Annotated in this window: 21 protein-coding genes; 11 read left to right on the forward strand and 10 right to left on the reverse strand. The window is 66.6% G+C overall.

What is annotated here, in order from left to right; translation table 11 throughout:
* The first annotated feature begins 58 nt into the window (after nucleotides 1–58).
* Nucleotides 59–2308: a heavy metal translocating P-type ATPase gene (locus ABIC94_RS02165; protein WP_354370978.1), complete on the forward strand. Its 2250-nt coding sequence runs from the start codon at nucleotides 59–61 to the stop codon at nucleotides 2306–2308.
* A gap of 24 nt (nucleotides 2309–2332) precedes the next feature.
* On the opposite strand, the gene ABIC94_RS02170 is transcribed toward ABIC94_RS02165, so the two are convergent.
* The 4 genes from ABIC94_RS02170 to ABIC94_RS02185 all read right to left on the reverse strand — a co-directional run bounded on the left by ABIC94_RS02170 (nucleotide 2333) and on the right by ABIC94_RS02185 (nucleotide 5361).
* The gene (locus ABIC94_RS02170) at nucleotides 2333–2815 is read right to left on the reverse strand and encodes a GNAT family N-acetyltransferase (protein ID WP_354370980.1); all 483 of its coding nucleotides are present in this window, start codon (nucleotides 2813–2815) and stop codon (nucleotides 2333–2335) included.
* A gap of 96 nt (nucleotides 2816–2911) precedes the next feature.
* Entirely contained in the window at nucleotides 2912–4156 is a 1245-nt protein-coding gene (locus ABIC94_RS02175; protein ID WP_354371416.1) for a beta-ketoacyl-[acyl-carrier-protein] synthase family protein, read from the reverse strand.
* A gap of 20 nt (nucleotides 4157–4176) precedes the next feature.
* On the reverse strand, nucleotides 4177–4467 hold the full coding sequence (locus ABIC94_RS02180; RefSeq protein ID WP_354370982.1) for an acyl carrier protein: 291 nt from the start codon (nucleotides 4465–4467) through the stop codon (nucleotides 4177–4179).
* 12 nt (nucleotides 4468–4479) lie between these two features.
* A complete protein-coding gene (locus ABIC94_RS02185; RefSeq protein WP_354370984.1) occupies nucleotides 4480–5361 on the reverse strand; it encodes an alpha/beta hydrolase in 882 nt (293 codons plus the stop codon).
* Nucleotides 5362–5500: 139 nt separating this feature from the next.
* On the opposite strand from ABIC94_RS02185, the gene ABIC94_RS02190 reads away from it, so the two are divergent.
* Nucleotides 5501–6190 (forward strand): response regulator transcription factor, encoded by a 690-nt coding sequence (locus tag ABIC94_RS02190; RefSeq protein ID WP_309955934.1) that lies wholly within the window; start codon nucleotides 5501–5503, stop codon nucleotides 6188–6190.
* Nucleotides 6187–7581, forward strand: a complete 1395-nt coding sequence (locus ABIC94_RS02195; RefSeq protein WP_354370986.1) for a sensor histidine kinase — start codon at nucleotides 6187–6189, stop codon at nucleotides 7579–7581. Before ABIC94_RS02190 ends, ABIC94_RS02195 begins: the two co-directional genes overlap by 4 nt.
* Here the strand turns inward: ABIC94_RS02195 and gloA2 are convergent.
* The 6 genes from gloA2 to gstA all read right to left on the reverse strand — a co-directional run bounded on the left by gloA2 (nucleotide 7578) and on the right by gstA (nucleotide 13587).
* On the reverse strand, nucleotides 7578–8348 hold the full coding sequence (gene gloA2 / locus ABIC94_RS02200; RefSeq protein WP_354370987.1) for an SMU1112c/YaeR family gloxylase I-like metalloprotein: 771 nt from the start codon (nucleotides 8346–8348) through the stop codon (nucleotides 7578–7580). The two genes, ABIC94_RS02195 and gloA2, sit on opposite strands and share 4 nt — an antisense overlap.
* 85 nt (nucleotides 8349–8433) lie before the next feature.
* A complete protein-coding gene (locus tag ABIC94_RS02205) occupies nucleotides 8434–8919 on the reverse strand; it encodes a RidA family protein (protein ID WP_354370988.1) in 486 nt (161 codons plus the stop codon).
* Between the two features lie 67 nt (nucleotides 8920–8986).
* The gene (locus ABIC94_RS02210) at nucleotides 8987–10090 is read right to left on the reverse strand and encodes an alkene reductase (protein ID WP_354370989.1); all 1104 of its coding nucleotides are present in this window, start codon (nucleotides 10088–10090) and stop codon (nucleotides 8987–8989) included.
* 94 nt (nucleotides 10091–10184) lie between these two features.
* Complete coding sequence (locus tag ABIC94_RS02215) at nucleotides 10185–12053, reverse strand: acyclic terpene utilization AtuA family protein (RefSeq protein WP_354370991.1); 1869 nt, start codon at nucleotides 12051–12053, stop codon at nucleotides 10185–10187.
* Nucleotides 12050–12832: an enoyl-CoA hydratase-related protein gene (locus ABIC94_RS02220; protein ID WP_354370992.1), complete on the reverse strand. Its 783-nt coding sequence runs from the start codon at nucleotides 12830–12832 to the stop codon at nucleotides 12050–12052. The genes ABIC94_RS02215 and ABIC94_RS02220 overlap by 4 nt, the downstream gene beginning before the upstream one ends.
* A 146-nt stretch (nucleotides 12833–12978) precedes the next feature.
* Nucleotides 12979–13587 (reverse strand): glutathione transferase GstA, encoded by a 609-nt coding sequence (gene gstA / locus ABIC94_RS02225; protein ID WP_354370994.1) that lies wholly within the window; start codon nucleotides 13585–13587, stop codon nucleotides 12979–12981.
* Nucleotides 13588–13769: 182 nt separating this feature from the next.
* On the opposite strand from gstA, the gene ABIC94_RS02230 reads away from it, so the two are divergent.
* The 8 genes from ABIC94_RS02230 (at nucleotide 13770) to ABIC94_RS02265 (ending at nucleotide 20987) form a co-directional block, all read left to right on the forward strand.
* Nucleotides 13770–13955, forward strand: coding sequence for a DUF1328 family protein (locus ABIC94_RS02230; RefSeq protein WP_354370996.1), 186 nt, complete (start codon nucleotides 13770–13772; stop codon nucleotides 13953–13955).
* A 173-nt stretch (nucleotides 13956–14128) separates the two neighbouring features.
* A complete protein-coding gene (locus tag ABIC94_RS02235) occupies nucleotides 14129–15016 on the forward strand; it encodes a transglutaminase-like domain-containing protein (RefSeq protein WP_354370998.1) in 888 nt (295 codons plus the stop codon).
* A gap of 181 nt (nucleotides 15017–15197) precedes the next feature.
* The gene (gene mnmG / locus ABIC94_RS02240) at nucleotides 15198–17156 is read left to right on the forward strand and encodes a tRNA uridine-5-carboxymethylaminomethyl(34) synthesis enzyme MnmG (protein WP_354371000.1); all 1959 of its coding nucleotides are present in this window, start codon (nucleotides 15198–15200) and stop codon (nucleotides 17154–17156) included.
* Nucleotides 17153–17794, forward strand: a complete 642-nt coding sequence (rsmG, locus tag ABIC94_RS02245) for a 16S rRNA (guanine(527)-N(7))-methyltransferase RsmG (RefSeq protein WP_354371002.1) — start codon at nucleotides 17153–17155, stop codon at nucleotides 17792–17794. The genes mnmG and rsmG overlap by 4 nt, the downstream gene beginning before the upstream one ends.
* A gap of 114 nt (nucleotides 17795–17908) precedes the next feature.
* Nucleotides 17909–18523: a LysE family transporter gene (locus tag ABIC94_RS02250; protein ID WP_354371004.1), complete on the forward strand. Its 615-nt coding sequence runs from the start codon at nucleotides 17909–17911 to the stop codon at nucleotides 18521–18523.
* 7 nt (nucleotides 18524–18530) lie between these two features.
* Nucleotides 18531–19448 (forward strand): ParA family protein, encoded by a 918-nt coding sequence (locus tag ABIC94_RS02255; protein ID WP_354371006.1) that lies wholly within the window; start codon nucleotides 18531–18533, stop codon nucleotides 19446–19448.
* A 43-nt stretch (nucleotides 19449–19491) separates the two neighbouring features.
* A complete protein-coding gene (locus ABIC94_RS02260; protein ID WP_354371008.1) occupies nucleotides 19492–20037 on the forward strand; it encodes an RBBP9/YdeN family alpha/beta hydrolase in 546 nt (181 codons plus the stop codon).
* Entirely contained in the window at nucleotides 20037–20987 is a 951-nt protein-coding gene (locus ABIC94_RS02265) for a ParB/RepB/Spo0J family partition protein (protein ID WP_354371010.1), read from the forward strand. Before ABIC94_RS02260 ends, ABIC94_RS02265 begins: the two co-directional genes overlap by 1 nt.
* The last annotated feature ends 91 nt before the right edge of the window (nucleotides 20988–21078 follow it).

Below are 21078 nucleotides of genomic sequence, written 5' to 3' on the forward strand. Positions count from 1 at the left end.
CAGGGACACTGCGTTTTCGGCTTGACCTTGCCATCATGTAAGACTTTAGCCTCGGTGCATGGAAAATCTGCAGCACTCTCCCTTGAACCCCATGAGCACCCTGGATCTTTCTGTCGGCGGCATGACCTGCGCCTCGTGCGTGATGCGCGTGGAGCGTGCGCTCAAAAGCGTGCCCGGCGTGCAGGACGTGAGCGTGAACCTCGCCACCGAATCGGCTCGCGTGGTGGCGAAAGGCGGCGAAGACATGGATGCACGCCTGCGCCGTGCCGTGCGCGCCGCGGGCTACGAGCCGCGCGCAGCCGGCAACGCGGCGGACGAAGCTGCGGCGGTATCGCCCTGGCACGGTTTCGGTCCGGTGGGCATCGGTCTCTTGCTGTCGATACCGCTGCTGGCGCCGATGCTCGGACAACCTTTCGACCAGGACTGGATGCTTGCGCCCTGGGTGCAGCTGCTGCTGGCGGCGCCGGTGCAGTTCTGGCTCGGCGCGCGTTTCTATCGCGCGGGCTGGCATGCGGCGAAGGCCGGCACCGGCAACATGGATCTGCTGGTGGCGCTCGGCACCAGCGCGGCCTTCGGATTGTCGCTCTGGCTCTGGTGGCGCGCGGCCACGGGCGGGCACGCGGGGCACGGTGCCGTGCCGCACCTCTACTTCGAGGCCTCGGCCGTGGTCATCACGCTGGTGCTGCTCGGAAAGTGGCTCGAGGCGCGCGCCAAGCGGCAGGCCACCTCGGCCATCCGGGCGCTGCAGCAACTGCGGCCCGAGGTCGCGCATCTCATGGGGCCGCGGGGCGAAAGCGATGTGCCGTTGGCCGAGGTGATGGTGGGCGACAGGCTCGCGGTGCGACCGGGCGAACGCGTGCCCGCCGATGCGCGCGTGATCGAAGGGCAGTCCGAAGTCGACGAATCGATGCTCACCGGCGAGCCGCTGCCGGTGCCGAAAGGGCCGGGCGATGCGTTGACAGGCGGCGCCGTCAACGGTGATGGCCGCATGGTCGTCGAGGTGAGCGCAGTCGGCGCAGAAAGCGTGCTCGCGCGCATCATCCGGCTGGTCGAGGACGCGCAGGCTGCGAAGGCGCCGATTCAGCGGTTGGTGGACCAGGTTGCGGCCGTGTTCGTGCCCGTGGTGCTGTTGATTGCACTGGCCACGCTGGCGGGTTGGCTGTTTGCGGGCGCCGGCATCGAGGTGGCCATGATCCATGCCGTGGCGGTGCTGGTCATCGCCTGTCCTTGTGCGCTGGGTCTTGCGACGCCGGTCGCGGTCATGGCCGGAACCGGCGTTGCGGCGCGCCGCGGCATTCTCATCAAGGATGCGCGCGCGCTAGAGCTCGCGCATCGCGTCGGTACCGTGGCTTTCGACAAGACCGGCACGCTGACGCTGGGCCGACCGGTGCTCACGGCGCTGATGCCCGCTGTACCCGCAATTGGCCTCAGCGATGAAGCCGAACTGCTCGCCATTGCCGCCAGCCTGCAAGGCGGCAGCGAGCATCCGCTGGCGCGTGCCGTGTCGACGGCGGCTGCGCAACGTGGGCTGCAAGTGCCATCCCTCGGCGCCATGCAGGCGATGCCGGGCCGCGGCGTGCGCGGCGAGGTGAATGGCGAGACCTGGGCCATCGCGAGCCTGCGCTGGTGTGCGGAACTCGGCGTCGTTCCCGATGCCGCGCAGATCGAGAGCCTGTATGCGCAGGGTGCCACGGTGTCGGCGCTGCTGCGCTTCGATGCGGCGGGCGCTGCGCAGGTGCAGGCACTGCTCGCTTTCGCCGACGAGCCCAAGCCGGAGGCTGCAGAGGCCGTTCTTGCGTTGCGTGCGCGGGGCCTGCGCGTGGTGATGATTTCGGGCGACAACCTGCGTGCGGCGCAAGCGATGGCGGCCCGGCTGGGTATTGCGGCCGAGGACGTGCGCGCCGACGTGCTGCCAGCCGACAAGGCGGCGCAGGTCAGCGCACTGAAGAAAGACGGCCATGTGGTCGCGATGGTCGGCGACGGCGCCAACGATGCACCCGCACTGGCCGCCGCCGACGTGGGCATTGCGATGGCGCCCTCGGGCGGCGGCACCGACGTGGCGATGGAAGCCGCAGGCATCACGCTGATGCGCGGCGACCTGGCGCTGGTGGCCGAGGCGCTCGAACTTTCTGCACGCACGGTGGCGAAGATCCGGCAGAACCTGTTCTGGGCCTTTGCCTACAACGTGGCCGGCATTCCGCTTGCCGCCTTCGGGCTGTTGAGCCCGGTGGTGGCGGGTGCGGCCATGGCACTGTCGAGCGTCAGCGTGATGGCCAATGCGCTGCTGCTGCGGCGCTGGAAGCCCTGAGGCCTTGAAGACTTGCTGTCCGGCTCAGTCGATCAGCAGCGCGAGCAGCTGGTCGTCGATGTACTCGGCTTCGCCGGCCCGCTTGTAGAACTTGCGCAGCGTGCCTTCGTATTCGAAACCCAGTTTCCTGTAGAAGCGCAGCCCGGGCGCGTTGTCGCTTTCGGCATAGAGCTCGATGCGCTTCACGCCGTCGGCCTTGAGATGCTCGATGGCATCGCTCACCATGGCCTGCGCAATGCCCTTGCCGTGCAACGCCGGGTCGACCGCCAGGGTGCCGAAGCAGGCGACGTGCCGTGCGCGGCCGGGATAGCGCGTTGCGCGGTAGAAGCCGGCGACGCGGCCATCGGCTTCGTAGATGTAGAAGCTGCGGCTGTCGACCAGTTCCTTGTAGATGGCGCGAAATTCGTCGAGCGGCATCGGGTCGTAGCCGAGAAACGGCACGACCTGTTCATGCATGTAGATGGAGAAGACCGCTTCGAGGTCCTGGGGTGTGGCGAGCCTGCGCATGGGAACGGGTTTTTCTGCGGATGCGATGAGGGCGCCAGCATACCCAGTCCGGGCCTGCTTGCGCGCCCACGGTGCACGTACCGCTCCGTTCGTTCTTCAGCGGTCCGCCGCGCGGCCGGCAATCAGCACGGCGTTGGTGCCGCCGAACGCGAACGAGTTGGAAAGCACATAGCGGAGGTTTCCCGCTTCACGTGCATCGCCTCGCACAAGGTCGAGATCGAAGGCCGGATCGGGCACCCGCAGGTTGGCGGTAGGCGGAAGCATCCCGCGCGCCAGTGTTCGCAATGCGGCCACGAGTTCCATCGCACCGCCGCCGCCGAGCACATGGCCATGGATGGCCTTGGTGGCGCTCACCGGCGTGGCGTTGCCGAACACCTCGCGAATGGAAGCAGCCTCGGCCGCATCGCCTGCCACGGTGGCGGTGCCGTGGGCATTGATGTGGCCGATCTGCGCAGCCTCGATGCCGGCATCGCGCAGCGCTGCGCGCATGGCACGCACCTGGCCGGCAGGGTCGGGGTTGGTGATGTGCATGGCATCGCAGTTGGTGGCATAGCCTGCGAGAGCGAGCGTCGAACCGTCGGCCGCACCGCGTGCAAAGGCGTGCGCTTCCGATTCGAGCACCAGTGCGGCTGCGCCCTCGCCGAGTGCAAAGCCTGCGCGGTCGTTCGAGAACGGCCTGCAGGCGCCCTCGGGTGCGCCGGGCGGCAGCGGTGCCGTCACGCGCATCGCATGCCAGCTGGCCATCACGCCCGGCGTGAGCATGGCGTCGTGTCCGCCGACGATGGCTGCATCGATCCAGCCGCCGCGAATGGCGCGCATCGCTTCGCCGATGGCCACGGCCGAGGAGGCACAGGCGCAAGCGTATGCAATGGCGGCGCCTTGGGCGCCGAACTGCAATGCAAGCTCCGCCACCGCCGCGTTGGGCATCACGGTGAGCACCGTCGTCGGCCGCATGCGGCGCTGCTCGCCGTAAAGTGCGCGCGTGGTGTCGTCGAAGGTCGCGGCACCGGCCAGGCCGCTGCCCCAGAAGATGCCCAGGCGCTCGGGATCGATGTTGCCGGCGTGGAGCCGGGCCTGCCCAGCGGCGTCGCGTGCCGCCGCAAGCGCCATCGCGGTGCCGCGGTCGAGCGGGAGGCGCGAGCTGCTGCGAACGTCGGTCGAGTCGAACGCGCAGGCGGCCACGGCAAGTTCGATCGCACCGAGGCCTTCGATGTCGAGTGTCTGCGCGCGCACCGCGGAACGTCCGTTGAAGAGCGCCTCGTCGAATGACTCGATGGTGCGGCCCAGAGGCGTGATGAAGCCGAGACCCGTGACAAGCACAGGCGCACAGGCCCCGCGCATCGAACGGGCTGTGCCGCCGCTCACGCGTGTGCAGTCATCGGCGATTCGGCATCGCACCTGATCTGCGCTTCGATCGCCTCGCACAGGCGCTGGAGCGTGATGCCCGCTTCGCGCGGATCGAGCCGGTCTTCGGGAAGGCGGAGATGAAAGGCGTCTTCCACCGCGAAGACGAATTCCATCAGCCCGAGCGAGTCGAGGCCGAGTTCGGACAGAGCCATGTCGGGCGTGACGGAGCTTGGCTCGACGTCGAACTTGCTCACCAGAATGGCCGTGATGCTGTTGAAGATGAGTGAAGACAAGGGAGAGGACATGGGTGTTTTCTTTCAGGCCATGGATCTGCGTGCGGACGGCGCAGCGGAGGAAGTGCCCGGCATGCCGTGCGCCACGGCATCGGCAAAGGCGACCGTTTCGCGCGCCACCTGATGGCGGTCGTTGTCGATCGTGATCATGTGGTAGCTGTCGGTCAGCACCACGCTGCGGAATGCCTTGCAGCGAAGGCCGCGCGCGAGGATGTCGAGGTTGGCCACGCCGGCCACTTCGTCTTGCCGGGCATGCAGCGCGAGCACGCTGTCGCATTGCACGCGGTGGAGGTTGCGCTTCACATGGCGGATCAGCCGGTCGTGCTCGCGCAGGTGGCCGACGCCGATCAACGCGCTGCCGGCACGCGACACCTTGCGCTGGCGCAGTTCGCGCTCTATCCAGGCGCGCACGCGTTCGTTCTTCACGCCGTAGGGCGGGCGCTCGCGGTACTGCCAGAGCCGGCCGAGCGGTGTGTAGAACGCCAGCGGCAGCAGCACATGCGTGCGCGGAATGCCCCAGCCGTCGAAGCGCAGCGTGGTCGACATCAGCACCAGCGCATCGACATCGCTGCCGCAGCGGATGGCCGCGCCGAGCGCGAGAGATGAACCGGCCGAGATGCCGACCAGCATCACGCGGTCATGCTGCATGCGCAGCACCTTGACGTGTGCTTCGATGGCGTCGATCCAGCGCTCGCAGGGCATGGCGCGTTGCACCGATGCGGCCGCATCGAAGGAGTAGCCGTCGACGCGCATCGGGTGCACCGAATACCCGCTGCCGCGCAAGGCCGATTGCACGGTCAGGAGCTCGTCAGGTGTGCTGCATAAACCATGCAGCAGCACGACGGCCGTGCGGCGCACCGCGGGGTGCACCACGCTCAGCAGGTCGGAGGGATCGCGGGCGCTCATCGCGTTGCAAGGGGCTGGAAAGGGGCCCGTGCCGCAGGTTGCTGTCGTATGCTCATGGCGCGTTTATCGCCGGGGCGCACTGACCGGCCGCTGACCCTCCTTCGCGCAAGAATAGGCATCTCAACCCACCACACACACCATGCGAATCCTGCTTGTCGAAGACGATGCCGTACTGCGCGACGTGATGCTGCGCAGCCTTGCGGACGCCGGTCACCGGGTCGACGTGTCGACCAATGTCGAGGACGCCGACCACCTCTGGCGCGTGCAGCCCTTCGACGCCGTGCTGCTCGACCTGAACCTGCCTGCCACGGCAAGCCCCACGAGCGGCCTGGCGAGCGGGCTCAACGCCTTGCGCCAGGCGCGCGCACGGGGCGATCGCACGCCGGTGCTGGTGCTGACGGCGCGCGGCCGCACCGAGGAACGCATTGCGGGCCTCGACGCCGGCGCCGACGACTACCTGGGCAAGCCTTTCGATCTTGCGGAAGTGGAAGCCCGCCTGCGTGCGCTGGTGCGACGCGCCAAGGGCACCGAAGACATCGTGCTGCTCGGCCATCTCAAGCTCGACCGCAAGGCACGCCGCTTTTCGACCGCGAACGGGCCGCTCGACCTGCCGGCGCGCGAGTTCGAAGTGCTGTGGGAACTGATGAGCCCGCCGGGCCGCACGGTGAGCAAGCGCGCGCTGTCCGACAAGCTCTCCAGCTTCGACGAATCGCTGGGCGACAACGCGCTGGAGGCTTTCATCTCGCGGCTGCGCAAGAAGCTGGTCGGTTCGGGCGCGGGTATTCGCACGCTGCGCGGCATCGGCTACCTGCTCGAAGCGGAAGTGTGAGCCGCACTGCACCCGCCGCGCCGCGCCGGCACAAGGCCGCGCCTTCGCTCACGCGGCGCGTGCTGCGCAATGTGCTGGTGCCGCTGGCGCTCACCTGGATGCTGGGCGCGGTGATCGCGCTCGTCATCGCCAACTATTTTTCCGAGCAGGCCTTCGACCGCAGCATGCTCGACGATGCCTATGCACTCTCGGCCAACGTGCAGGCGGGCGAACGCGGTATCGAGCTGCTGCTGTCGCCGCGGGAGGTGGCCACGGTGCTGTTCGACCAGGTCGACCAGGTGTATTTCGCGGTGCAGCGGCTGGACGGCACGTTGATCTCCGGCCAGGCGGGCTTGAACGCGCCGCTGCCGGCGGAGGGCGCGCGCTATCGCTTCTCGGATGTGGACTACGACGGCAAGGTCCTGCGCGCGGTGGTGCTCGAGCATGACACCGACCCCGGCCTGCTCATGCCCTACCGCGTGGTGATTGCGCAGACCACGCTCAGCCGCGCGGCGCTGGTGCGGCAGCTGCTCGGTTTTGCGCTCACGCCGCAGGCCCTGCTGCTGGTTCTTCTCGCCGTATGGCTCTGGCGTGGCATCCGGCGCGACCTGCGTCCGCTCGGCGAACTCCAGCAGGCACTGGACCGCCGCGACGTGTACGACCTTTCACCGGTGGCGGTGGCCGAGACCTCGCGCGAAGTGCAGCGCCTGGGCAATGCGGTCAACGCGCTGTTCGAGCGGCTGAACCACAGCGTGCGCGCACAACGCGAGTTCGTCGGCAATGTGGCGCACGAGTTGCGCACGCCGCTCGCGGGCATCCGCGCACTGGCCGAGTACGGGCTTGCGCAGAACGACTCCACGGTATGGCGCGAGCAGCTGGCGCGCGTGTCTGAACGGCAGGCCCGCGCGAGCCACCTCATCGACCAGCTACTGGCGCTGGCCTTGGCCGACGAGGCGCGCACCGGCCTTGCGCGCGAACCGGTGCGGCTCGACGTGCTCGCCGAGCAAACGGTGCTGCGGCACCTGGCCCGCGCCGATACACGCGGTGTCGACCTGGGTGCGCGCGGCCTCGATGAGCGCGTGACGGTGCTGGCGAACGAAGCGCTGGTCGAGGGCATTCTCGACAACCTGATCGACAACGCACTGCGCTACGGCGGGCGCACCATCACGGTCGAACTGGCGGACCGCACCCTGAGCGTGATCGACGACGGCCCCGGCATTCCGCTCGAGGCGCAGCGCGACCTGATGCAGCGCTGGGCGCAAGGCCCCGCGGGCCAGAAGCTGGGGCAGGGCTCGGGGCTGGGCCTGTCGATCGTGGCGCGCTATGCGGAACTGCTGGGCGCCGAGCTGCGGCTCGATGCCGCCGAACCCTCGGGACTGCGGGTGAGCGTGGTGTTCGGCGAAGTGGCCTAGGTCCGCATCTGAAGCGGCGTGCCCTGGTGGAACGTCATGCGCCACCTGCCGCGCCGCAGGCGCCACAGCGAGCTGCGAAGCGAATCGGCCTCGGGGCGTCCAGGTATCGCGGCACGGTGCGCGCGGTAGGTGACCAGTGCGATGTCGGGCGCCATGCGTTGCACGCGGAAGTCCGAGATCGTTCGCTCCGAGAAGGCTTCGTCGCGCAGCGCTTCGATGATCGCGGGCCGGGTCCATTCGGTGCCCGAGATGCCAAGTTCACGGAAGCCCTCGTCGAGCAGTTCTTCGAGTTGCGCGGCACTTGCCCGCACCTCGCGCAGGTGCAATGCGCCTTCGAGTTTGAGCAGCAGCGCGTCGATGTCTTCGGCCGCCGCCGCTTCGTAGAGTTCGAGCGGAAGACCATCGGGGTCGGCGAAGAAAGTGAAGCACCGGCCCGTGTACTCGTCGATGCGCAGCGGCTCCACCGCAATGCCTTGCGCCGCGAGTTCGTCGGCCGCGGCCCGCACGTCGTGCACTTCGAAGGACAGGTGCCGAAGGCCCTGTGCCTCGGGCCGCGTGGGGCGCGCAGGTGCTTCGGGAAACGAGAACAGCTCGATCTGCGAACCGTCGGGCAGCGCGAGGTCGAGCTTGTACGAATCGCGCGCGACGCGGTAGTTTTCGGCGATCACGCGCAGGCCGAGCACCTCGGTATAGAAGCGCTTCGACCGCGCGTAGTCGGCGCAGATGATGGCGACGTGGTGAATGCGGGCCACCTGCATCGGGGTCATCTCAATGGCTTGCGCAGGAAGACGCGGGTGCGCTGCGCGAGGGCGAGGCGCGGAATGTAGTGCCGGAAGGCCTCGACGGCGCAGCTCATGCGTCGAACTCCACCTCGCCCTCGATCTCGACCGGGATGTTGAAGGGCAGCTCGGCCATGCCCACGGCGCTGCGCGAGTGCGCGCCAATCTCCCGCCCGAAGAGTTCGAGCACGAGGTCCGAGAAGCCATTGATGACCGCAGGCTGCTTGTCGAAGCCGGGCGCCGAAGCAACCATGCCGAACACGCGCGTCCAGGCGGTGATGCGATCCAGGTCGCCGAGCGCGCGCTGAAGGCTGCCGAACACGGCAAGCGCGGTGAGCCGTGCCGCTGCATAGCCTTGTTCCACGGTCAGCTCGCGTCCCAGCTTTCCGAACGGCTCGGCGAGGGTGCCGTCGGCGTTCAGCGGGCCATGCCCCGAGATGAGCGCGCGACGCCCGACGATGCGCACGAAATCGAAAGGCAGCACCACGCCAGGCGGGGGCGTGACCGGCGGCGGCAGCACGAGGCCGAGGGTTGCGAGTCGCTGTTCGATGCGGGCCATGGCGTTTCTCTCCGGTGGGGGTGGATGCGCCGCCGCATCTTGCCATGGCCCGCGCCGCGCAGGCTCCTCAGTCCAGCGTCGGGTAGTCCGTGTAGCCCTTGGTGCCGCCGCCATACATCGTGGCCTTGTCCACCTCGTTGAGCGGTGCGTTCTCGCGCAGGCGCCGCACCAGGTCGGGGTTGGCGATGAAGGGTTTGCCGAAGGCCACGAGGTCGTCGCCTTCCTTGACGGCTTCATCGGCCAGCGGCTTGTCGTAGCCGTTGTTGACCATCCATGCGCCCTTGCCGCCGGCCTGGCGGTAGGCGGCCTTGAGTGCCTCGTAGTCGAAGGGACGGTCTTCGATTTCGCGCGGGCCGCCGGTGGCGCCTTCGATGATGTGGATGTAGGCCAGGCCGAGCGGCGCGAGCTGCTTCACCACATGGGTGAAGAGCGGCTGCGGATCGGAGTCGTGCGCATCGTTGGCCGGCGTGACGGGCGACAGGCGGATGCCGGTCTTGCCGCCGCCGACCGCATCGACCACGGCGCGCGTGGCTTCGAGCAACAGGCGGGCGCGGTTCTCGATGCTGCCGCCGTAGTCGTCGGTGCGCTTGTTGCTGCCGTCTTTCAGGAACTGGTCGAGCAGGTAGCCGTTGGCGCCGTGCAGTTCCACGCCGTCGAAGCCGGCGGTTTCCACCGCGTTGCGCGCCGCAGCGGCGTAGGCGTGGACGATGCCGGGCAGCTCTTCGGCGTCGAGCGCGCGAGGCTCGGAGGTTTCGACAAAAGTCGGCACGCCGTCCTTGATGAGCACGGTCTTGGTCCTGGCGGTGATGGCCGAGGGCGCGACGGGCTTGCCGCCGCCCGGTTGCAGTTCGGTGTGCGACACGCGGCCCACGTGCCAGAGCTGCACCACGATCTTGCCGCCCTTGGCGTGCACCGCATCGGTCACGCGCTTCCAGGCGTCGAGCTGTTCGGTGCCGTAGAGGCCCGGCACGTCGGCATAGCCCTGGCCCTGGTGGCTGATGGCAGTGGCTTCGGTGATGAGCAGGCCGGCGGTGGCGCGCTGCGCGTAGTAGGTAGCGGCAATGTCCTGTGGAATGGCGTTGGGCGAACGGTTGCGCGTGAGCGGTGCCATCACGATGCGATTGGCGAGCTGCAGGTCGCCGGCTTGTACAGGGTTGAAAAGGGAGGGCATTGCGTAAGCCGGAAAAGTGCCGGAAAAGTGGGACAGAGGCGCGAGGCTAAACCTGCGCGGCCAACCCTGCTGTCGCACGGTTGTCCGGTTGCTGCTAGGCGTTCTGCGCGGCGTGCCAGGTTCCGGACTCCACCGTGGCCAGCCATGCCGCGCTCACGCGCACAGGTATCGCGAGCAGGATCTGCCCCATGCCCTTGCCGAGCGCATCGTTGCGCAGCGACGCCATGCCGCCGCCGCCCAGTGCCTGTTCGCAGACGAAGTTGAAGGCACCGATGCCCGGCACTTCATAGCGCGCGACAGGCCCCTTGACGAGATGCGCGAGCCATTCGGCCACGCGCGCTTCGGTCAGCTGCTCGCGCAGCAGCGGCAGCAGGGCCGGGTGGCGCGCGATGACGCCGATGTTCGAGGTGTCGCCCTTGTCGCCGCTGCGGGCCCAGGCGAGGCGGATGAGCGGTACTTCGATGGCATCGGCATCGGCTTCGGAATCAATGGATGAAGGAGTTTCCGCAGTGTCTTCCACGCGTCTCGACGAATGCGCATTGGCACCCACCGGAGACGCTGCATCGCGCGGCACGTCAATGCGCTGCCCGTCGATCGTCACGCCCGGCTCGACCTTCGACTTGTCGAGCAGAAAGGCGTACTGGCGGATCGACGGCGAAACCGACGAACGCCCGCCGCCCGCGCCCGTGGTGCCTGGTGCCCACGAGGTGCCAGCCGGAGCCACCTCGCGTGCGAAGAGCTCCAGTGCCTCCTTGCGCGAGTGCGTGACCGCGAGCCGGAGCACGGCTTCGCGCGTCTGCGTGGCGCGTGCGTGCGGTCCGTAGCAGGACTCCGCGCCGAGCACCTCGAGCTGCGTGCCGGTGTACGCGCCGAAACCATGCTGCGCGAACAGCGTGCCCGTGCGAGAAAGAATCGCCTCGCCGGTACGGCGCGCCTTCGCGACCGCATCGAAGCCGACGATGGTGAGCTGTGCCGCGGTCTTGAACCCATCCACATGGGTGGCGCACACCTTGTAGCTGGCCGTGGCCGGGCGGCCGCGGGCGCCGTGCACGCGCACGCGGTGTTCGCCGGCCTGTTCGATGCGCACCTGCGTGAAGTCGGCCACCACGTCGGGCAGCAGATAGGCGGAGGGATCGCCGATTTCGTACAGCATCTGCTCGCCCACGACCGCCGGCGTTACCTTGCCGCCGGTGCCCGCGGGCTTGGTGACGACGAAGCTTCCGTCGGCACGGCATTCGACGATCGGGTAGCCGATGTTCGGCCAGTCGGGCACCGTGTCCCAGTCGGTGTGCAGGCCGCCGGTGGCCTGGCAGCCGCATTCGATGATGTGTCCGGCAAGGCTGCCGGCCGCGAGCAGGTCGTGGTCGCCGGGCTGCCAGCCGAATTCATGCATCAACACGCCGAGCGTCACGGCGGAGTCGACGCATCGGCCGGTGACGACCACCTGCGCATCTGCATCCAGAGCCGCCTGGATGGGCCGCGCACCGAGATAGGCATTGGCCGTGAGCACGCGCTCGGGCAGCGGCGCGCCGCTTTGCAGTTCGCGCACCGGCGGTTGCGCCTGGCGCAGTTGCGGCAGCAGCGGCAGCACATCGTCGCCGCTCACCACCGCAATCTTCAATGCGATGCCTTGCTCGGCCGCGAGGGCGGCCAGCGCATCGGCGCAGCCCTGCGGATTGACGCCGCCCGCGTTGCTCACCACGCGGATGCCTTGCTGCACGACGTCCTTCAGCACCGCTTTCATCGCGACCGAGACGAAGTCGGTTGCGTAGCCCAGCTCCGGTTTCTTGAGCCGCGCCCCCGCGAGAATCGACATCGTGAGTTCGGCCAGGTAGTCGAACACCAGGTAGTCGATCTGCCCGCTGGCCACCAGCTGCGGCGCGCCCACGCTGCTGTCGCCCCAGAAGCCCGAGGCGCCGCCGATGCGCACGATGCGTTGCTGGTCGCTGCCGGTGCCGTTCATCGGCCGCTCCACTGCGGCTGGCGCTTTTCGCGGAAGGCGAGCTGGCCTTCGGCCGCATCCTCCGTCAGCGCGAAGAGGCCGATCTGGCTTTCGGTGAACGCCATCGATTCTTCGAAGGCCATGGCTTCGATCTTCTTCATGGTGTACAGGCCGCGGCGTATGGCAGCGGGCGATTTGTCGAGCACGCGGCCGAGCAGCCAGTCGACGCTGGCATCGAGGTCGTCGCTCACGTGGTTGACGAGCCGGTACTCGAGCGCCTGGGCGGCGGTGATGGGTTCGCCGGTAATGCACATCTCGGCCAGCACGCGCTGCGGCAGCAGGTTGCCGAGCACGCTGAGCACCTGCGCGGGGAAGAGGCCCACCTTGACCTCGGGCAAGCCGAACACGGCGTGGCTGCCGGCAACCGCCATGTCGCACATGCCCATGATTCCCATGCCGCCCGCCATGCAGGCGCCGTTGACGCGAGCGATCAGCGGCACGGTCGATTGCCGGGCCTGGCGAAAGAGATTCGCAAAGCCTTGATGGGGCTCCGCGTAGTCGAACTTGAAGGAGGTGCCGCTTTGCAGATCGGCCCCGGCGCAGAAGGCACGCGTGCCGCTGCCGGTGAGGACCACGGCACGCACCGCGCGGTCCTGGTTGGCGCGCGCCAGCGCATTCGACAGCGCCGAGAGCACGCCGGCGTTGATGGCGTTGCGGCGCTCTTCGCGGTCGATGGTGAGCCACATCACGGGCCCGCGCATTTCCTCGCGCAGTTCTTGGAGGGAAGAGGCTTCGGCCATCGTCGGGTCCTTCGCTTCGGAGGGTCTGGAGTTCGACCCGTAGCGTGGCCCAAAAAAAAAGCCGCGACATGCGGCTTGTGGCTGAAGCGACCCGGGTTTTCCCTTGGATCAACCGGACCGCTTCGTCGCTTTCGGCGAGCTTCTTCTTACTTCAGCAGGCCTTCGGCTTTCATCGCGCTCTGAACGGCAGGCCGGGCGCCAACGCGCGCATGCCAGGCCTGCAGATGGGCGAAGCCGGAAATGTCGAGACCAGTGGGCTTGGCCCAGTTGGTCACGGTGAACAGGTAGCCGTCGGCCACGCTGAAGTGTTCGCCCATCAGGTACTGCTTGTCGGCGAGCTGGCTATCGAGCCATTCGTAACGCGACTTGAGCTTGTCCTTGAAAAGGTTCTTGGCTTCGTCCGGCATGGCCGCATTGAACAGCGGGCTGTAGGTCTTGTGCATCTCGGTGCCGATGAAGGTCAGCCACTCTTGCAGGCGGTAGCGCTGCATCGTGCCGGAGGCCGGCGCGAGGTTCTTGGTGGGTGCGAGATCGGCGATGTACTGCACGATGGCCGGGCCCTCGCGCAGGCGCGTGCCGTCGTCGAGTTCGAGCATGGGCACATAGCCCAGCGGGTTGATGCCGTAGTAGTCGGTGCCGTCCTGCAGCTTGTGGCTCTTGGTGCTGGCCAGCACGGGTTCGAAAGCAATTCCTGCTTCGTGCAGCGCGATGTGGGGCGAGAGCGAGCAGGCGCCGGGCGAGTAATACAACTTCATGCGAAGAATCTCCGAGGGATGTGGATAGCGGGAAATGATCTTTGGACCGAGGTGCATGCTAGCGGGTTTGCACGATGCGCGTTTTGTCCTACGGCGGCTCGCGCACGCCGACTATCGGTCCGGCGCCGGCCCTTTTCTAAGCTCGCCGCAACGGTGGGGAGGCCCGCTGCAAGGAGTTTCAGATGTTGAAGTACGCAATTATTTTTGCGGTCATCTCGCTGGTGGCCGGGGTCCTGGGCTTCGGCGGCATTGCCGCCGGTGCGGCCGGCATTGCGAAGCTGCTGTTCGGCCTGTTCCTGGTACTGGCGGTGGTGTTCGTGGTGCTCGCGGCATTGGGAATCGGTGCGGTGAAAAAGGCCATCGATTGATGCATCGCCTTGCTCCGCGGTGGCCGCGCGCGCGGCCGCTCGGTTTGCTGCTGCAAAGCCCCGCTCACCGCGTGATGCGGGTTCTGCTCGTCACGCAGATGCATTGGCAGCTTCCGGAACATCGCTCGCGCCGGCGGCGCGCATGAAGAATTGACAAACAAGGCAAGGCGCGCATGCACATCTCTCACATCGAGGCGGAGCTCGGCTACGAAGTCCAGGCGCCTGCGCACATGCTGCTCAACATCGAGGCTGCACAAGCGGGTTCGCAAGCCGTGATCAGCGAAGCGTTGGCCATCGAGCCGCCGACGGAAGTGCAGGTCTATTGCGACGAATCGAGCGGCAACCGCTTCGTGCGTTTCGACGCCCGCCCCGGTCCACTGAAAATCCGCTACAAGGCGAGCGTGCAGCGCAGGCAGGTCGACGTGCCGCTCGACTTGCCCGAGGTGCCGGTCAATCGGGTGCCGAACGAAATCCTTCACTACATGATGCCGTCGCGCTACTGCGAATCGGACCTGATGTCGCGTTGTGCGCAGCAGCTCTTCGGCGATCTGGCGCCGGGCATCGGCAGGGTGCAGGCCATCGTCGACTGGATTCATGACAGCATTGCCTATGAACCCGGCAGCAGCGACTCGACGACGACTGCGCGCGAGGTCTTCGTGGAACGCGCGGGCGTCTGCCGCGACTTTGCGCACCTGGGCATTACCTTCTGCCGCGCATTGAACATTCCGGCGCGGCTGGTGGTGGGCTACGTGTGGTTCGACGAGCCGCCGCAAGATTTCCACGCCGTGTTCGAAGCCTGGCTCGGCGGACGATGGGTGCTGTTCGATGCCACCCGCATGGCACCGGTCGACCGGCTGGTGCGTGTGGGCACGGGGCGCGACGCCAAGGACGTGGCCTTCTGCACGATATTCGGCGCCGTGGCCATGACGGGCAAGACGCTGGTGGTTCGCGAACTGCAGGACGAGAGCCTGGCGCCGCCGGCCGAGCCCGAACCCTCGGGGGCGTTGGTCGGCATCGAAAAACCGGTGCCCGTCGTGGAGTTGGTTGCCGCAGCCGAATAGGCCGTGCACTGGCTCGATAGTTTGCTATTAAAATAATAGCATTCCATTCAAGATGGACGCTGGGTTGACGGTTTTTTCAAGCGATTAACCACGTTGCCCCCATTCTGGGCGCAAAGCAGCACCCCCGATTAAAATTGGTGCCCCCTTTGCGCAGCGCACGCGTCAGTGCGCCCCCTCTCTCATGCTGTATCCCGAAGAATTCGATGTGATCGTCGTCGGTGGTGGCCATGCCGGCACTGAAGCCGCGCTTGCTGCTGCCCGCATGGGCGCCAAGACGCTGCTGCTCTCCCACAACATCGAGACGCTGGGGCAGATGAGCTGCAATCCGTCGATCGGGGGCATCGGCAAGGGACACTTGGTGAAAGAAGTCGATGCGCTGGGCGGTGCCATGGCCATTGCCACCGACGAGGCGGGCATCCAGTTTCGCATTCTCAATTCGAGCAAGGGCCCGGCCGTACGTGCGACGCGTGCGCAGGCCGACCGCGTCCTGTACAAGGCCGCGATTCGCCGCCGCCTGGAAAATCAGCCGAACCTGAGCTTGTTCCAGCAAGCGGTCGACGACCTGATGGTGGAGGGCGACCGCGTGGTGGGTGCCGTCACGCAAGTGGGCATTGCTTTTCGCGCGCGCACCGTGGTGCTCACCGCCGGGACTTTTCTCGACGGCCGCATCCACGTCGGGCTCGACAACTACCAGGCCGGGCGCGCGGGCGATCCGCCGGCCATCAGCCTGTCGGCGCGGCTCAAGGAACTGAAGCTGCCCCAAGGCCGGCTCAAGACCGGCACGCCGCCACGCCTCGACGGCCGCAGCATCGATTTTTCGAAGTGCACCGAACAGCCGGGTGACGGCATGCCGGGCGGGGCAGGGCCGATGCCGGTGTTCAGCTTCATGGGCAGGGCCGACATGCACCCGCAGCAAATGGCGTGCTGGATCACCCACACCAACGAGCGCACGCACGACATCATTCGGTCGGGCTTCGACCGCAGTCCGATGTTCACGGGCAAGATCGATGGCGTCGGCCCGCGCTACTGCCCGAGCGTGGAAGACAAGATCAACCGCTTTGCCGACAAGGAAAGCCATCAGATCTTTCTCGAGCCCGAAGGCCTGACGACCAACGAGTACTACCCGAACGGAATCTCGACCAGCCTGCCGTTCGATATTCAATACCAACTCGTGCGCTCGATGCCGGGGCTGGAAAACGCCCACATCCTGCGGCCGGGCTACGCGATCGAGTACGACTACTTTGATCCGCGCGAACTCAAGAGCAGTTTCGAAACCCGCTCGATCAAGGGGCTGTTCTTTGCGGGGCAGATCAACGGCACCACCGGCTACGAAGAAGCCGCGGCCCAAGGCTTGTTTGCCGGTATCAATGCCGCGCTTCAATGCCGCGGCGAAGATGCCTGGCTGCCGCGCCGCGACGAAGCCTACCTCGGCGTTCTGGTCGACGACCTGATTACCAAGGGCGTGACCGAGCCGTACCGCATGTTCACCAGTCGCGCCGAGTTCCGGTTGCAGCTGCGCGAAGACAATGCCGACATGCGCCTGACCGAAGCAGGGCGCAAGCTGGGGCTGGTCGGCGACGAGCAATGGGACGCTTTCAGCCGGAAGCGCGACGTTGTTTCACGTGAAACACAGCGACTCAAGTCGATCTGGGTGAATCCGCGCAACCTGCCTGCGGCCGAGTCGGAGCGTGTGCTTGGCAAGGCGATCGAGCATGAATACAACCTGGCCGACCTGTTGCGCCGGCCCGATGTGAACTACCAGACGCTGATGTCGTTGGACGGTGGAAAGTACAGCGCCGCAACGGCGCTCAGCGAAACCGAGATCGAGCAGATCGAAATCTCGGCCAAATACTCCGGCTACATCGAGCGCCAGCACGACGAAGTAGAGCGCGCCGCGCACTTCGAGAACCTGCGCCTGCCGGCGGACTTCGACTACAGCCAGGTCAAGGCGCTGAGTTTCGAGGTTCGCCAGAAGCTCGACAAGCACCGGCCCGAAACCTTGGGCCTGGCTTCGCGCATCTCGGGCGTGACGCCCGCTGCAATTTCCCTGCTGATGATCCATTTGCGAAAAGGCGGCCACAAGGCATTCAACCGTGATGCCGCCACGGAAGCGACCACAGAATCGCAGCCTGCCCAATGAACGCGCCCATTGAAACGCTGCGCCAAGGCGCGGCCCTCCTGGGCACTGCCTTGTCCGACACGCAAGCGGAACAGCTGCTGGCCTATGGCACGCTCATGCTCAAGTGGAACAAGGTCTACAACCTGACGGCATTGCGAGACCCGGCCAGTGTGCTGACGCACCATCTGCTCGACAGCTTGGCCGCGGTGATGCCGCTGCAGCGCGAGTGGGCAGGGAAGGGCAAGTTGCTCGATGTGGGTTCCGGAGGCGGCCTGCCGGGCGTGGTGATTGCCATCATGCGGCCGGACCTCGAGGTGAGCTGCCTCGATGCCGTCGCCAAGAAAGCAGCCTTCGTTCAGCAGGTGGCTGCCGAACTGGAGTTGCCCAACCTGCGCGGACTGCATGCCCGGGTCGAATCGCTCACCGGTAGCTATGAAGTCATCAGCTCCCGCGCCTTTGCTTCACTGCCGGATTTCTTCAATGGATCGAAGCACCTGCTCGCGCCGGGCGGTGTCTGGTTGGCCATGAAGGGCAAAGTGCCGAGCGACGAACTCGCTGTCTTGCCCGAAGGCATTGCAGTGTTTCACGTGGAACAATTGACGGTTCCTGGCTTGGATGCAGAACGCTGCATCGTCTGGGCGCGCAAAGAGGCTGCCTGAATCGACAAAAAGAAGCGACGGCGCCGATGAAAGCCGGGGCCGAACGCTCTCTGTAGCGCCGGCCTCGCTTAGACTCGACGCCTCCCCCTGGCTCTCTTTTTCGAGGCAAATCCCATGTTCGGCATTGCTGACTACGGCGCATTCGTCGCCGCCATCGTCCTCTTTCTTCTGATTCCCGGTCCGGGCAACCTTGCGTTGATCACCTCGACCAGCAAAGGCGGAATTCGTGGCGGACTGGCAGCGACGCTGGGCGTGATCATTGGCGACCAGTTCCTCATGTGGGCGGCGGTGGCCGGCGTGTCTGCCGTGCTGGCCGCCTACCCGACCGCGTTCACGGCGGTGCAATGGCTGGGCGCTGGCTACCTGGCGTGGCTCGGCTTCAGGATGCTGCTCGCCAAGCCCGGTGCAGCACCCATCCTCAACATTCGCCCCAGCCATTTCCTGCGCCAGGCACTCATGATCACCCTGCTCAACCCGAAGGCAATCGTGTTCTACATGGCCTTCTTCCCCCTGTTCGTCGACCCTGCGCACCATCAAGGCGTGGTCACTTTCGGCGCCATGGCGGTGACGATTGCCGTGCTGACCTTCCTGTATGGCCTGACGTCGACGCTGCTCACACACTTTCTGGCCGAACGCATTCGCGCCAATCCGCGTATTTCGGGCACTCTCGAAAAGCTCGCGGGTGTCTTCCTGATTGCCTTCGGCGTCAAACTCGCCATTTCTCGCTGATCCCCCCATGGCCAAGATTTTCTGCGTTGCCAACCAAAAGGGCGGAGTCGGCAAGACCACCACCACCGTCAATCTTGCCGCCGGTCTGGCCAAGGTCGGCCAGCGGGTGCTGATGATCGACCTCGACCCCCAAGGCAATGCGACCATGGGTTCGGGCATCGACAAGCGCCAGCTGGAAATGACGGTGTACGACGTGCTGCTCGAATCGGCCTCCGTGGCCGAGGCGCGCGTCAAGGCCGACAAGCTGGTGGAGGGTGGTTGCGGCTACGACGTGCTGGGCGCCAACCGCGAACTGGCTGGTGCCGAAGTCGAAATGGTGGCGCTCGACCGCCGCGAGAAGCGCTTGCGCACCGCACTGGCAGCTGTCGGCGCCGAGTACGACTTCGTGCTGATCGACTGCCCGCCCAGCCTGAGCCTGCTCACGCTCAACGGCCTGTGCGCCGCCCACGGCGTGATCGTGCCGATGCAGTGCGAGTATTTCGCGCTCGAAGGACTGACCGACCTGGTCAACACCATCAAGCAGGTACATGCCAATCTCAACAAGAACCTGCAGATCATCGGTCTGCTGCGCGTGATGTTCGATCCGCGCATCACGCTGCAGCAGCAGGTGAGCGAGCAGCTCAAGGCCCACTTTGGCGACAAGGTGTTCGACACGGTCATTCCGCGCAACGTCCGGCTCGCCGAGGCACCGAGCTACGGACTGCCCGGCGTGGTGTTCGATCCGGCCGCCCGCGGCAGCCAGGCCTTCATTGCCTTTGCCAAGGAACTGGTCGAGAAGATGCCGCCGGCCAGCGCATTCGCATCCGGCGCGGTGGCGCCTCCTATCGCAGAGGTGGCGCCGGTCGCCCCGGCCGCGCCCGACCTGGCGATTCCCGACGACGTGCTGGCTCCGGCGGCCGCGCCCGATTCCGAAAAAAGCATCTGACGCCGTCCGCCATGGACGCGTGCTCTCCAATTCATAGCAGCAAATGACAATCTCCCGCATCCTGTTGCTGCCGGGCTGGCAGAACAGCGGCCCCGGCCATTGGCAAACCCGTTGGGAGTCGCTGTACGGCGATCACCGCGTCGAGCAGCATGACTGGATGCGCCCGCTGCGCGGCGACTGGTCCGCACGGCTCGAGGAAGAAGTATTGGCCGCGCCCGGCCCCGTCGTCTTTGCGGCGCACAGCCTCGGCTGCATCCTGGTGGCGGCCTGGGCCGCGCATTCGCGCAACACGCACAAGGTGCGCGGCGCGCTGCTGGTCGCGCCGGGTGACCTGGAACGCGACGATCTGCGTCAGTTGATCCCCGGTTGGGCGCCCATCGTACGCAAGCCGCTGCCGTTCCCGTCGGTGTTGATTGCCGCCAACGACGATCCTTACTGCGACGCCAAGCGCTCATCCCAGATGGCTGCCGATTGGGGCGCGCGCTTCGTCGACGCGGGCGCGGGCGGCCACCTGAACGCCGAGTCCGGCCTGGGCGACTGGCCCCAAGGCCGGCAACTATTGAACGAAATCTCGAAAGACAAGCACTGATGGCGACCAAGAAACCCAAGGGCCTGGGGCGCGGCCTCGAAGCGCTGCTCGGCCCGACGGCCGCACCCTCCGCCGACAACAACAATGGAACGGAAGAGGGCGCCGCGGCGCAGAACCCGAACACGCTGATGCTCGACCAGATGGTCGCCGGCGTTTACCAGCCGCGCACCCGCATGGACGAAGGCGCGCTGTACGAACTGGCCGAGAGCATCAAGGCGCAGGGCATCATGCAGCCGATTTTGGTGCGCCGGCTCGACGAGGCATCGGCCGCCGCCAAGAACGCAGAATACGAAATCATCGCGGGCGAGCGCCGCTTCCGCGCCGCCAAGCTGGCCGGCCTCGACCGCGTGCCGGTGCTGGTGCGCGACGTGCCCAACGAGGCCGCGGCGGCCATGTCGCTGATCGAGAACATCCAGCGTGAAGACCTCAACCCGCTCGAAGAAGCCCAAGGCCTGCAACGTCTGGTCTCGGAGTTTGGGCTCACTCACGAAGCTGCCGCGCAGGCCGTCGGCCGCTCGCGCAGCGCCGCCAGCAACCTGCTGCGTCTGCTGAACCTGGCCGAACCCGCGCAGCAGATGCTGATGGCCGGCGACATCGACATGGGCCACGCCCGCGCGCTGCTGTCGCTGGACCGCGGCACGCAGATCACCGCCGCCAACCAGATCGCCGCCAAGAAAATGTCGGTGCGCGAGGCCGAGTCGCTGGTGAAGCGGCTCGCAGCCGAGTTCACGCTCACCCCGTCGCGCCGCGGCAACGACGGCGAAAAATCGCGCGACCTTCAGCGCGTCGAAGAAGAGCTGGCCGACCTGCTCACCGCCGAGGTCGAAGTCCGCATCAAAAAGCGCAGCAAGCGCGGCGGCAAGGTCGAGGAAAGCGGGGAGCTGGCCATTCACTTCGGCTCCATCGAGGCTCTTAACGGACTGATCGAGCGCATCCGCCAAACGGCCTAGGCAGCGGGCTGTGGCTCGGACGTTTGCGTGATTGATTCTTGCAATCTTTTACGCGTATCCTCGCCGGTGACATTTCAACCGCAGACCTCGA

Source organism: Variovorax paradoxus (genome assembly GCF_040544635.1).
GTDB lineage: Bacteria > Pseudomonadota > Gammaproteobacteria > Burkholderiales > Burkholderiaceae_C > Variovorax > Variovorax paradoxus_R.

Excerpts from the sequence above, each read along its gene's own strand:
- rsmG (WP_354371002.1), top strand. The coding sequence starts at position 17,153 with ATGAACGCGCCCATTGAAACGCTGCGCCAAGGCGCGGCCCTCCTGGGC.
- ABIC94_RS02180 (WP_354370982.1), bottom strand. The coding sequence starts at position 4,467 with ATGTCCTCTCCCTTGTCTTCACTCATCTTCAACAGCATCACGGCCATT.
- mnmG (WP_354371000.1), top strand. The coding sequence starts at position 15,198 with ATGCTGTATCCCGAAGAATTCGATGTGATCGTCGTCGGTGGTGGCCAT.
- ABIC94_RS02205 (WP_354370988.1), bottom strand. The coding sequence starts at position 8,919 with ATGGCCCGCATCGAACAGCGACTCGCAACCCTCGGCCTCGTGCTGCCG.
- ABIC94_RS02235 (WP_354370998.1), top strand. The coding sequence starts at position 14,129 with ATGCACATCTCTCACATCGAGGCGGAGCTCGGCTACGAAGTCCAGGCG.
- gloA2 (WP_354370987.1), bottom strand. The coding sequence starts at position 8,348 with ATGACCCCGATGCAGGTGGCCCGCATTCACCACGTCGCCATCATCTGC.
- ABIC94_RS02260 (WP_354371008.1), top strand. The coding sequence starts at position 19,492 with ATGACAATCTCCCGCATCCTGTTGCTGCCGGGCTGGCAGAACAGCGGC.
- ABIC94_RS02170 (WP_354370980.1), bottom strand. The coding sequence starts at position 2,815 with ATGCGCAGGCTCGCCACACCCCAGGACCTCGAAGCGGTCTTCTCCATC.
- ABIC94_RS02250 (WP_354371004.1), top strand. The coding sequence starts at position 17,909 with ATGTTCGGCATTGCTGACTACGGCGCATTCGTCGCCGCCATCGTCCTC.
- ABIC94_RS02175 (WP_354371416.1), bottom strand. The coding sequence starts at position 4,156 with ATGCGCGGGGCCTGTGCGCCTGTGCTTGTCACGGGTCTCGGCTTCATC.
- ABIC94_RS02165 (WP_354370978.1), top strand. The coding sequence starts at position 59 with ATGGAAAATCTGCAGCACTCTCCCTTGAACCCCATGAGCACCCTGGAT.
- ABIC94_RS02185 (WP_354370984.1), bottom strand. The coding sequence starts at position 5,361 with ATGAGCGCCCGCGATCCCTCCGACCTGCTGAGCGTGGTGCACCCCGCG.
- ABIC94_RS02230 (WP_354370996.1), top strand. The coding sequence starts at position 13,770 with ATGTTGAAGTACGCAATTATTTTTGCGGTCATCTCGCTGGTGGCCGGG.
- ABIC94_RS02265 (WP_354371010.1), top strand. The coding sequence starts at position 20,037 with ATGGCGACCAAGAAACCCAAGGGCCTGGGGCGCGGCCTCGAAGCGCTG.
- ABIC94_RS02255 (WP_354371006.1), top strand. The coding sequence starts at position 18,531 with ATGGCCAAGATTTTCTGCGTTGCCAACCAAAAGGGCGGAGTCGGCAAG.
- ABIC94_RS02220 (WP_354370992.1), bottom strand. The coding sequence starts at position 12,832 with ATGGCCGAAGCCTCTTCCCTCCAAGAACTGCGCGAGGAAATGCGCGGG.
- ABIC94_RS02210 (WP_354370989.1), bottom strand. The coding sequence starts at position 10,090 with ATGCCCTCCCTTTTCAACCCTGTACAAGCCGGCGACCTGCAGCTCGCC.
- ABIC94_RS02215 (WP_354370991.1), bottom strand. The coding sequence starts at position 12,053 with ATGAACGGCACCGGCAGCGACCAGCAACGCATCGTGCGCATCGGCGGC.
- ABIC94_RS02190 (WP_309955934.1), top strand. The coding sequence starts at position 5,501 with ATGCGAATCCTGCTTGTCGAAGACGATGCCGTACTGCGCGACGTGATG.
- gstA (WP_354370994.1), bottom strand. The coding sequence starts at position 13,587 with ATGAAGTTGTATTACTCGCCCGGCGCCTGCTCGCTCTCGCCCCACATC.